This is a genomic window from Bacillus sp. EU63, from assembly GCF_038592915.1.
Lineage (GTDB): Bacteria > Bacillota > Bacilli > Bacillales > Bacillaceae > Bacillus > Bacillus velezensis.
This window is the reverse complement of record NZ_CP151944.1, coordinates 2,367,724-2,379,842: the sequence shown is the minus strand read 5'-3', so window position 1 is coordinate 2,379,842 and position 12,119 is coordinate 2,367,724. Positions and strand designations below refer to the sequence as shown.

The window sequence follows — 12,119 nt, the reverse complement described above, 5'->3', positions numbered from 1 at the left end:
CCATATGAAAGAGTTTCTGCACCGGGTTTTTTCTGACGTCAAAAATAAAAAAATGACAAAACAGGATGCGATCGGCATTTTGCGCGATTATGATATGCGGATGGGACTTCGCCAAGCGGATTCCCTTCATCCGCTTGCTCAGCAGCATATTTCCGATGAAACGGGACTGGGATTCTCGGCAGCTTTCAGCGGCCGGGAATTTTTTCTCGCTGATGTTTCTTTACAGCGTAAAAAGCTTATGCCCGGAGAACTTCTTTTGGAAATGGCGAGAGCCGCGGCTGTTTTGACAGTAAAGGAGACTGAGGCTGTCCGGCTGACACATATCGTGTGGTCAAAGCCCATTCTGACTGAGGCTGAGCCGTTCCATATCGAAATCAGGCTGATACCCGAAAAGGGTGAAGCCAAAAGGTTTGAGATTTATAATCCATTTTCTTCCGATTACAGTTATCATGATGTGTACAGCCAAGGGACGATTCAGCCAGTTGATGCTGCGCCCGGCATGCTGGATATCAGCCGCTTGAAGGAAAACAGCGGCTTCCTGATGGATCAGCAGCAAATTGAAGCCATCACTCAGAACGATACCGTTCAATACAGTGAGCACATGAAAGGAATTGAGCGTATTTACGCTTCAGCAGGACGGATGCTGGCAGATATATCAATTCCATTGACAGACCAAAAAGAATCCGCCCGATTCGGCCTCCCTCCCTGTGTGATGCAAAGTGTGACAGAGGCATGCGCGCTGCTTGGCGGCAAAGAATATAAAACGTTCGCCCCGGTTTCTTTGGACGAGCTTTTGTTTTATGAATCTTGTCCTGACAAGGTATGGGCCGAGATACAAGAAAAGGCGGGGAGTTTTTATATTGATTTATGTGACGAAGAAGGAAAAATATGGGCTTCCCTGTCGGGGTTGAAGCTGCAGCCTGTCATCAAGACGGGCGCTTCCGGAAAAATCAGTGCCGAACACCGCAGTGAACATTTGTATGAACAAACGCTTCTTCAGCTCAAAACGCTTTTTGCCCTGACTACAAAAATTGCTGTTTCCAACATAGATACTGAAGAGCCGCTGGAAACCTACGGAATCGACTCAGTCACTGTGACGAAATTGAATCGCGAATTGTCTCTGCTTTTCGGTGACCTTTCCAAAACGGTTTTTTACGAATATAAGACACTGGGCTCCCTGGCAGCTCACTTTGTCACGGATTATCCAAAAGAATGCCGAAAATGGACAAATGATGATGAGCACCGTTCAGGCGTATCAGAACAGGTTTTGGCAAATGAAGATTTTCCGGTGCTTCCGTCGTTTATCAAGCGAAAGAAACGGCCTTCTTTTTCCAATGAGAACCAGACAAAAGAAAGGATTGCGATTATCGGAGTCAGCGGACGTTATCCGCAAGCTGAAACACTTGAAGCGTACTGGGATAACTTAGCAGCCGGAAAAGACTGTGTGACGGAAATTCCCGAAGAGCGCTGGGAAAAGGACAAGTACTACAACCCTGATCCCGAAGCGGCCGTGAAAGAAGGGAAAAGTTACAGTAAGCGGGGCGGGTTTCTGAAAGATGCCGCTTTCTTTGATCCGCTGTTTTTTCAAATTTCACCCCGTGATGCTTTGAATATGGACCCGCAGGAGCGTCTCTTTATTGAAATGTGCTGGCAGGTGATGGAGGATGCCGGTTATACGAAGGAACAGCTTGAGAATCTGTATAACGGCCGGGTCGGCGTTTTTGCGGGCATTACGAAAAACGGGTACGGAATGTACTGGAAAAACGGCGGCACCCTGCAGCCGAAAACGTCGTTCAGTTCAGCGGCCAACAGAGTTTCCTATTTTCTTAATCTGAAAGGGCCGAGCATGCCGGTCGACACGATGTGCTCGTCTTCGCTGACTGCAATTCATGAAGCGTGTGAAAACATCCTTCGCGGCGAATGCGACATGGCGATTGCCGGCGGTGTGAATGTGTATACGCATCCTTCGGCTTATGCGGAGCTCAGCGCCTATCGAATGCTTTCAAAAGACGGAACGTGTAAAAGTTTCGGTGAAGGCGGGGACGGATTTGTTCCCGGGGAAGGCGTCGGGGCCGTGCTGTTAAAGCCGCTGTCAAAAGCGATAGCTGATAAGGACCGTATTTACGGGGTGATTCGCGGCACTCATATCAATCACGGCGGCAGAACAAACGGGTATACAGTGCCGAGTCCGAGCGCCCAGGCTGACGTGATTTCCGGCGCGCTTGAAAAATCAGGAATACATCCGCGGATGATCAGCTGTATCGAAGCCCACGGCACGGGCACTGAACTCGGAGATCCGATCGAAATTGACGGTTTGACCCGCGCATTTCAAACGAAAACGTCAGATAAAGGCTTTTGCGCCATCAGCTCAGTTAAATCCAATATCGGGCATTTGGAAGCGGCGGCAGGCATTGCCGGTGTAACGAAACTGCTGCTCCAGTTTCAAAAACGAAAGCTTGCCCCCTCATTACATTGCCGAAAATTGAATCCGAATATTGCATTTGACCGGACGCCGTTTGTGGTGCAGCGTGAATTGGCAGACTGGAAGCGGCCGGTCATTGAGGAAAACGGAGCGCAAAAGGAGATTCCGAGAATCGCGGGAATCTCTTCTTTTGGCGCGGGCGGGGCAAATGCCCACATATTGATAGAAGAATATATTGAACCTGATAGGGAGATTTCTGAGCCATTCACAGATGAAGATCCCGCAGTCATTTTATTATCCGCCAAACAGGAGGCCAGCCTGAAGCAGCGGGCGCAGCAGCTTCTTCAAGCGATCAGAAAAAATGACGTCACAGACCGCAGCCTCCGGGATGCGGCTTACACCCTTCAAACCGGAAGAGAAGCGATGGAAGAACGTGCGGCATTTATTGTGACGTCGACAGAGCAGTTAGCGGAAAAACTGCAGCGTTTTATTGACGGCGGGACAGACGGCTGCTTCAGGGGAAAAAGCAAACAGTATAAAGACATTCTAGCCGTTTTTAAGGATGAAGATATGCAGGACGCCGTCCGTAAATGGATGAAACGAAAAAAATTCGCGAAGCTTCTGGAACTTTGGGTAAAAGGGCTGAAGATTGATTGGTCAGAGCTTTATAACGGCAGCCTGCCGAACCGCATCAGCCTTCCCGGTTATCCATTTATAAAGGATCGGTATTGGCCGGACGATGCAGCCCCGGACAATGTTCGCGGTGCTGAAACACATTCTGAAACATTGCGTGAAACCCGCTTTTTACAGAAAAGCTGGGCAGAAAGCAGCAGTGTTCCGGTTAAGGAAGTGCCGGGCGTCATCGGAATAGCCGCCGATCACCAGACAGGCAATTTGGCCGTTGAGCTGTCCCGTTATTTCCCCGAGTCTGAAATCATTGACGCTGCGTCACCGGAAATATCCGGGGACGCGGCCCGGTTTGGCGGTCTGATTGATGTGACGGGATGCGGGACGGAAATCAATCATGATGACAGCTGGATTCATCGTCTGCAGTCTCTCATTGACAACAGAAACCGCGGCCGAAAGCTTCAGCTGCTTTGTGTGACAAAGGGGCTTGAGCCTTTTGCAAATGAAACGATAAATCTCTCAGGTGCAAAAAAGGCCGGATTGTACCGGATGCTCCAAAGTGAGTATAAGGATATTCGCTCGCGGCATATGGATGCAGAACGGACTGCCGAAGATCCTGAGCTGGCAAACCAGATCGCAGAGGAGTTTTTTCGCGATTCTGAAGACATCGAAGTGTGTTACCAAAACGGTGTGCGCTATCACGCGCGGTTAAAGGAAACAAACAGCTTAGCAGAAAAAGAATTTTCATTTCCGAAAGACCATGTGCTTTGGATCACCGGAGGGACCCGGGGACTCGGATATTTATTCGCCCGGCATTTTGCCGAACGTTATGGAGTCACGAAACTCGTGCTTACCGGAAAAGAAACAATGCCTCCGAAAGCGGAGTGGGATGATCATGTCAAACGGAATTCCCCGTTTTCCGATAAAGTGAGAAGAATCAGAGAGCTCGAACAAAAAGGTGTCCGAACGGAAGTGCTGTCTGTATCTTCCGGCCCTGAATATGAGCAGGCCGTCAGCCGGGTGAAAGAGAAGATGGGGCCGATAGGAGGCGTGATACACGCAGCGGGAGCCGTAGATCTCGATCATCCGGCCTTTATCCGCAAAACAAGAGAACAGATGATGACCGTACTTGAGCCTAAAACAGACGGACTGGACCTTTTGTATCAAGCGCTGCACAAGGAGCCTCTCCGGTTTTTTGCGCTGTTTTCTTCAGTGTCCGGCGTGATGCCGGAATTAGGAGCGGGACAAAGCGATTATGCCATGGCTAACGCCTATATGGATTATTTTGCGGCCGCAAAAGGTTTTCCGGTGCTGAGCATCCAATGGCCGAGCTGGAAAGAAACGGGTATGGGCGAATCAAAAAGCCGGGCCTATCTGAAAAGCGGTTTAAAGAGCATCACTGACAGAGAAGGGCTGAGCCTGTTTGATGCCATTATGGCAGGCGATTGCGGGTCTGTTATTATGCCGGCCGTCATTCACCCGGAAAAATGGGAGCCTGGCCGTCTGCTGCTTTCATCCGGCCTTACCGAAACAAAGAAGCAGGAACAGGCCGATACAGAAAGCGTTGAGGAGTGGCTGACGGGCATTTGCTGCCGGGAATTAAGACTGGAGCCGTCAAGATTTGAATCTGATACACCGTTTCAAGATTACGGAGCCGATTCCATCATGCTTGCCCAAGTGTCCAGAGCGATCGGAAAGAGGATCAAAGCTGACCTTGACCCGGCGGTGCTGTATGAATACCCTACGGTTGCTGCGCTGGCCGGATGGCTTGAAACAGCATATCCGGAAATCAAAGCTGCCGTTTCAAAACCGGTTCAGCCTGTAATCCCGGACGTTCCCAAACAAACGGCAGCCGCTGTCATTCAGCCTTCTGGCGGTGCAGCGGCGCAAGATATCGCTGTTGTCGGAATGTCCTGCCGTTTTCCGGGAGCTGAATCAATTGAAGCTTATTGGAAGCTGCTGTCTGAAGGAACGTCAGCCATTCAAAGGGTGCCGAAAGAGCGCTGGAAAACGGAGAAGGCGGATTATGCGGGCCTTTTAAAAAATGTAACGCATTTTGACCCGGAGTTTTTCCTTATTCCCGAAGAAGACATCAAGGCAATGGATATCCAGTCCTTTCTTTTATTAGAAGAGGCGCTTCATCTGTTCAGAGACAGCGGTTACTCGTTACAAGAAATGAAAGGCAGGTCAGCCGGTGTCTATTTAGGAGGACGCGGGGGCAGTATGCCTGACGAAAACCGTCTGAAGCATGCAAAAAATCCGATAGTCGCCGCCGGCCCGAATTACTTAGCGGCCAATCTTTCTCAGTTCTTTGATTTGAAGGGGCCGAGTCTTGTTTTGGATACGGCCTGTTCTTCAGCGCTTGTCGGTATGAATATGGCGATACAGGCGCTTTCTTGCGGTGAAATCGACTCAGCGGTGGTCGGGGGAGTCAGTCTGCTGGAATCCGGTCAAACCCACCGGATGTTCGAACTCCGCAATTTGTTAAGTGAAGAGCCTGCGTTTCATATTTTTGACCGCCGCACCGGCGGCATCGTATTGGGAGAAGGCGTCGGAATGGTGTATTTAAAAACAGCGGCCCAGGCTGTAAAAGACGGGGACCGGATTCATGCGGTCATTAAAGGCATTTCCGTAAACAATGACGGCAGAACCGCGGGGCCTGCCACACCGAATATACAGGCGCAGAAAGAAGTGATGGCCAAGGCGCTTGCCAAAAGCGGCAGAAAAGCGGAGGATATCAGCTACATTGAAGCAAACGGTTCTGGCTCTGAAGTAACGGATCTTTTGGAGCTGAGGGCGATTGAAGCGGTATACCGTATGCAAAACAGCGCGCCTTGCGAATTGGGGTCGATGAAGCCGAATATCGGACACCCGTTATGTGCTGAAGGGATTGCCGGTTTCATTAAAACAGTGCTTATGCTCTCGCGCCGAAAACGTGTGCCTTTCCTTTCCGGCAAAGAGCCGATGACGCATTACGATCTGTCCGCCTCGCCGTTTTATTTTTCGCACGCGCTGCGTGAATGGACGGATTCACCGCGGATTGCCGCCGTCAGCAGCTTCGCTGACGGAGGGACGAATGCCCATGTCATAGTGGAAGCCTGGGAGCAAGAGGCGTATACCCCGGTCAGAAAGCCTTTGCCGAGACAGGAATTAAAACGCCGGCCCATTCGTCCGGACAAAGCCGAAAGCCTGCATGAAAACGCACATAAGTCCCGTCCGAATACGTTTTGGAAACAAATGAAGACTTACTGATTGCGCTGAAAATTGAACGTCGATATGGAGGAAGTTCATATGCAAGAGCAGCTTCTTATTAACAATCAGCATCCCGTTCTGAAACATCATAAAGCCTATGGAAAGGAACTGCTGCCGGGTCTGGCTTATATTGACCTGATCTATCAGACTTTCAGAGAAAACGGTTTTTTTCATGCCGGCCTTGAACTCAGGCACTTATCGATTTTTCACCCTTTAGCTCCTGAACAGGGAGAATCAATCCTGCTTTCCGTTGACTGTACAGAGAACGGCGAAGAGCAGTGGAAGGTAGAGGTGAAAGGGCAAAAACAAGGTGACGAAGCAGCAGAGACAAAGGTATATGCCGCGGCGCAAATGCATTCCGTCAAGCCCGCCGGCTTCCAAGAGAGCGTCCGGATGGATGCCGTAAAACAAACGGCGGCAGAAATACCGCTTGAGGACATTTACGCGGAATGCAGGGATCAAGAACTGGTTCATTCAGGAATGATGAAAGGCTGCGGAAGCGTCTACCAAACTGAAAAAGAGATTTATATTGATCTGTCGGTGCAAAAGGATCAGCTTGAACATGCAGAAGAGGCGATGTTTCATCCCGCATTGATAGATGCGAGCAGCATCGGCTCCAATGTATACCTCGCTCCTTTGACGAGGAAGGAGGGGCAATTATTTCTGCCGCTGTTTTATGAATCGTTTTATTGCGCCGAATTGCTGCAGACAACATGTATCACCAAGATAAAAAAAGAATCCGTCACCCGTAAGAAAGATCTCGTTTACGTGACAATGGAGTTTTTCAATGAGGAAGGCAGAAAAGTCGGCGAACTGAAAAACTTCGCCAATAAACTGGTGAGGGACCCGGAACTGATCAATCAGAAACGGCAAAAGAAAGAACCTGACGGGCGGAATGCCGTCCCGGCTCCGCAAGCGGAACCGGCGCCTTCTGAGCCCCGCCGTGCGGAGGCTTCCGCCGGCCTTACTGAACAGTGCATCCTTTATTTAAAAGAATTGCTTGCCGCCCGATTGAACAAACCTGTGAAAGAGATTGACCCGGATATCGGCTACTATGAAATGGGGCTGGATTCTCCGGGGCTGTTGGACATGGTGAAGGAAATTGAACAAAAAATCGGAACGCAGCTACTGCCGACGCTGTTATTTGAATACACGACAATCGCGGAATTGGCGGGATATTTGTGCGAACATTACGGAGCCGGTTTCGGCCATGCTCAAAGCGGACATTCAAGTGCTGAGCCTTTGCCCCGGGAAAAAAAGAGGACGACCCAAATCCGCGTGAAAAAGTCGGCATCAGCCGGAACGCAGAATGGAGATATTGCGATCGTCGGGATGGCGGGACGGTACCCCGGCGCCAAAAATCTTCGTGAATTTTGGACAAATTTAAAAAATGGAGAAAACAGCGTAACGGAAGTGCCTCGTTCCCGCTGGGATACGAGGAAATATGAGCATTTGCGATCGCCGTCCGGCAAGCCGATTTCCAAATGGGGCGGTTTTATAGACGATCCGGATTGTTTTGATGCGAAATTTTTCCGGATTTCTCCGCGGGAGGCAGAAGCTAAAGATCCGCAAGAACGATTGTTTTTGGAAACATGCTGGGAAACGATTGAGGATGCGGGCTACACCCCGGAAACAATCGTTCAGCCGAAAGGGCCGAATAAGAGAATGAACGTCGGTGTGTTTGCCGGGGTGATGCATATGGATTATTCTCTCGCCGGCGCTGAAGCTGCGGCGAAAGGGCTGGTCTTTCCTTATCCCTTGAACTATGCGCCGATCGCAAACCGTGTTTCATATTTTTGCAATTTTCACGGGCCGAGCATGGCGGTTGACACGGTGTGTTCGTCATCTTTGACGGCCGTCCATATGGCGGCGGAAAGTCTGAGACGCGGTGAATGTGAAGCAGCTCTTGCCGGAGGCGTCAATTTATCATTGCACCCGACAAAATATATCACATACGGCTTAATGGATATGCATTCGAGTGACGGGCTGTGCCGCACGTTCGGCGAAGGCGGCACAGGCTATGTCTCAGCTGACGGCATCGGGGCCGTGCTGCTGAAGCCGCTCCACAAAGCCGAAGAAGATAAGGATCATATTTATGCGGTGATAAAAGGCAGCGCCGTCAATCACGTGGGAACCGTCAGCGGGATTACCGTGCCGAGCCCCGTGGCGCAGGGGGATATGATAGCCGAATGCCTTGAAAAGACGGGGATTGATCCCCGGACGATTTCTTATGTGGAAGCGCATGGAACCGGAACTTCTTTAGGAGATCCGATTGAAATACAAGGTCTTGTTAAAGCTTACCGCACGTTTACGGAGGATCGGCAATTTTGTGCGATCGGTTCCGTTAAATCGAATATCGGACATGCGGAATCAGCCGCCGGGATCAGCGGGCTTCATAAAACGGTTTTGCAGCTGTTTCACAAAACGCTTGTCCCTTCTTTGCACTCAGAGACGATTAATCCGTATCTCCGTTTAGAGGACTCGCCATTTTACGTGCAGCAAAAAACCGAGTCATGGAAAAAGCCGGTGTATACAGAGAACGGCCGTGAACATTCCTGTCCGAGACGCGCAGGCATCAGTTCATTCGGGGCGACGGGTTCAAACGTTCATCTCATTTTAGAAGAGTACAGGCCCAAAAACCCCGGCATTACGGAGAATCAAGAGAGACCGTATATCGTGCCTCTATCAGCGAAAAATCCGGAGCGGCTGAAGGAATACGCTGCCCGGCTGCTGATGTTTCTCAAAGATAAAGCGCTTGAAGGAAGCGGGCCGCTTCATGACAAAAGAGTTACAATGCAAAATCAGCTGGAAAATGCGTTGCGCAGTGTTCTGGCGGATGTTCTGCATGTAGAGGCCGGCTCGGTAGATGGCGAACAGGATTGGAAGGAATTCGGCTTGGATGTCATGCAGCTGACACAGTTTTCTGAGCTGATGACGGATCAATACGGGCTGGCAATAGACATGACTGATCTCATACAGCATACTTCCGTCCGGACTTTAGCAGAATGTCTTACAAACGATGAGAAACATAAGGATATTCTTTTCGGTCTTTTCGGCCAGTCCGGCTTAGATAAGCAGCCTGATGAATCTTTTTCCCTGCGGTCACTGGCGTATACGCTGCAAACGGGACGGCTGGCAATGGAAGAACGGCTTGTTTTTTTAGTGAACGATCAAGCGGACCTGATCAGGAAATTAACCGAATTTACAGAACGAAAACGGCAGATTGACGAATGCTTTCAAGGGCGGTCTGATAGCGGAACGGAAATCAGGGGTTTCCTGAATGATGATCAGGATACGGAGGAGCTGATCCGAAAATGGATGGACAGCGGCACTTACAAAAAACTTGCGGAGCTGTGGTCAAAAGGGTTTGAGATAGACTGGACGCGGCTGTATCAGGAGGAGAAACCGCGCAGGATGAGTCTGCCGACGTACCCTTTTGCAAAGGAACGATATTGGATACCGGAGCCCGATCATCCCGTCACTTCCGTAAAGACAGAAAGCAGGCTTCACCCGCTGCTTCACCGCAATACATCAGATTTGTTAGAACAAAAATTCAGTACGATACTGAACGGAGATGAATTCTTCTTAGCCGATCATATCGTCCGAAACAAGCGTGTTCTCCCCGGGGCGGCTTATCTTGAAATGGCGAGAGCCGCGGCTGAACTGGCTGCCGCGCCGTTAGCCGCTGAATACACGGCTAAAACCGGCATTTCGCTGCGGTATATCAGCTGGATACGCCAGGCCGTTCATAAAAAAGAGCCGCTGGGTATGACGACAGGGCTTTCCTTGGAGGATAACGGCAATGTTTCATTTCAAGTGTACAGCAATGAAAATGATTCAGACATTTATTGTGAAGGCAGTGCTGTGATTGAGCCGCTGTCTGAGGCGCCGTTTTTGCATATTGAACAGCTGAAAGCGCGCTGCCGCAAAAAAGTGCTGTCAAAAGAAGACTGCTATGCGGCGTTTGCAAAGGCGGAAATTGTATACGGACCTTCACATCAAGGAATTGATCACATTTATTGCGGGGAAAAAGAAGCCTTGGCTAAATTGGTGCTCCCTGCTTCCGTTTCTGATGAAGCCGAACAGTTTGTGCTCCATCCGAGTCTGATTGATTCCGCTTTTCAGGCGGCCATCGGCGTTATGAATGAAGATCAAGCGGGTTATCCGGAGCAGCCGTTAATGCCTTTTGAATTACATGAACTGACCGTTTTTCATCCGTGCAGTCCAAACATGTGGGCGGCCGTGTTTGTGACGCATGAAACACCGGCCGTGCGAAGAATGGACATTGATATATGTGATGAACGCGGCAATGTGTGTGTAAGGATAAAAGGATTTTCTGCCCGGATGGCCGAAAGTGCGCCGGCCGTAACCGATAATAAGCAATACGATCTGCCGGGTAACCTTACCGGAGCCGTCAAACTGATGCAGGTATGGGACGCGGAACCGATAGACAACCAAACCGGCTTCCCCATTTCTGAAGCAAAAGCTGTCATCATAGGCGGTACAGACGGGCAGGCGGACGCGGTTTTACGATTGTTTCCTAAAGCTGTGCGATTTGATATCGGCCAAAGTGCTTCCGTTGAAGTGATATCCGATCGGCTCCGCCGTCTCGGTGAGATTCAGCATATGATCTGGTTTGCCCCTCAGCCGGCTGATTCTGACAGCCATGATCAAAAAAGCGGGGTGCTGCAAATTTTCAGAGCGGCCAAAGCTCTTATCGGTCTCGGGTATGGAAAAGAGCAGCTCGGGATGACGGTGATTACGCACCAAGCACAGCCTATCACCCAATATGATGAGGTGCGTCCCGCTCATTCCGGTGTGCACGGTTTCGTCGGGTCTCTCGCAAAAGAACATCCGAGCTGGCACATCCGTCTGGCCGATCTTGAAGACGGGGGGGGGTTTCCCCGCAGAAGACATATTCAGCCTGCCCCGCGACCGTACGGGTAAAGCATGGGTGCGCAGACATCAGGAATGGTACCGGCCTCAATTGCTTCCGGTCCAAAGCGGGCCGTCTGAAAGTGTTCCTTACCGCTATGGAGGCGTATATGTCATCATCGGCGGTGCGGGTGGCATCGGCGAGGTTTGGACAGATTATATAGTGACGACGTATAAAGCCCGAGTCGTCTGGATCGGGAGGCGGCCGCTGGACAGCCGGATACGCCAAAAAATAGACCGGTACCGGCCATCAGGCCCGGCTCCCGAATATATAGCCGCAGATGCTTCTGATCTTCCATCGCTTCAGCGCGCCTATGAACAGATTAAAAACACATACGGCACCATCAGCGGCGTCGTTCATTCAGCGATGGTATTTGCGAATGAAAGCGTAAAAGATATGGAAGAATCACAGTTTCACGCCGGCCTTGCGGCGAAAGTGGATATTTCCGTCAACATTGCCGAAGTATTTGCGAAAGAGTCTTTGGACTTTATTCTCTTTTTCTCTTCGGTTATTTCATATATTAAGAATCCGAATCAAAGTCATTATGCGGCGGGGTGCGCATTTAAAGACGCATTTGCCCATGAGCTTTCCGGACGGCTGTCATGCCCGGTCAAAGTGATGAACTGGGGGTATTGGGAGCGGGCTGACAATCACATTTCTGAAGAGTTTGACAGACTGAGTGCAATCGGTCTCGGGCTGATCAGCCGGGCGGAAGGGATGCAGGCGCTGGAAACTCTGCTGACGCAGCCGATCTCCCGCATGGGGCTGATGAAGCTGACCAAGCCGATTCCGATCGAGGGAATGAACCCTCATGAATTTGTGACTATCTGATTGCCTGTCAAAATGACGGAGCAAATTTAATTTTCTTAGGAGGATAAGGTT

General features: G+C 50.4%; 3 protein-coding genes. All 3 read left to right on the top strand.

Features of this window, described 5'->3' with window-relative positions; all coding sequences use genetic code 11:
* Positions 1–4 precede the first annotated feature (4 nt).
* From NYE38_RS11645 to NYE38_RS11635, 3 genes are read left to right on the top strand one after another with little or no spacing between them, the layout of a single operon-like run.
* Complete coding sequence (locus tag NYE38_RS11645) at positions 5–6,301, top strand: type I polyketide synthase (RefSeq protein ID WP_340802496.1); 6,297 nt, start codon at positions 5–7, stop codon at positions 6,299–6,301.
* A 39-nt stretch (positions 6,302–6,340) separates the two neighbouring features.
* Entirely contained in the window at positions 6,341–11,248 is a 4,908-nt protein-coding gene (locus tag NYE38_RS11640; protein WP_340802497.1) for a beta-ketoacyl synthase N-terminal-like domain-containing protein, read from the top strand.
* A 7-nt stretch (positions 11,249–11,255) separates the two neighbouring features.
* Positions 11,256–12,068 carry an SDR family NAD(P)-dependent oxidoreductase gene (locus NYE38_RS11635; protein ID WP_340802499.1) on the top strand — a complete coding sequence of 271 codons (813 nt, stop codon included), beginning with the start codon at positions 11,256–11,258 and terminating at the stop codon, positions 12,066–12,068.
* Positions 12,069–12,119: the final 51 nt, after the last annotated feature.

Excerpts from the sequence above, each read along its gene's own strand:
- NYE38_RS11640 (WP_340802497.1), top strand. The coding sequence starts at position 6,341 with ATGCAAGAGCAGCTTCTTATTAACAATCAGCATCCCGTTCTGAAACAT.
- NYE38_RS11645 (WP_340802496.1), top strand. The coding sequence starts at position 5 with ATGAAAGAGTTTCTGCACCGGGTTTTTTCTGACGTCAAAAATAAAAAA.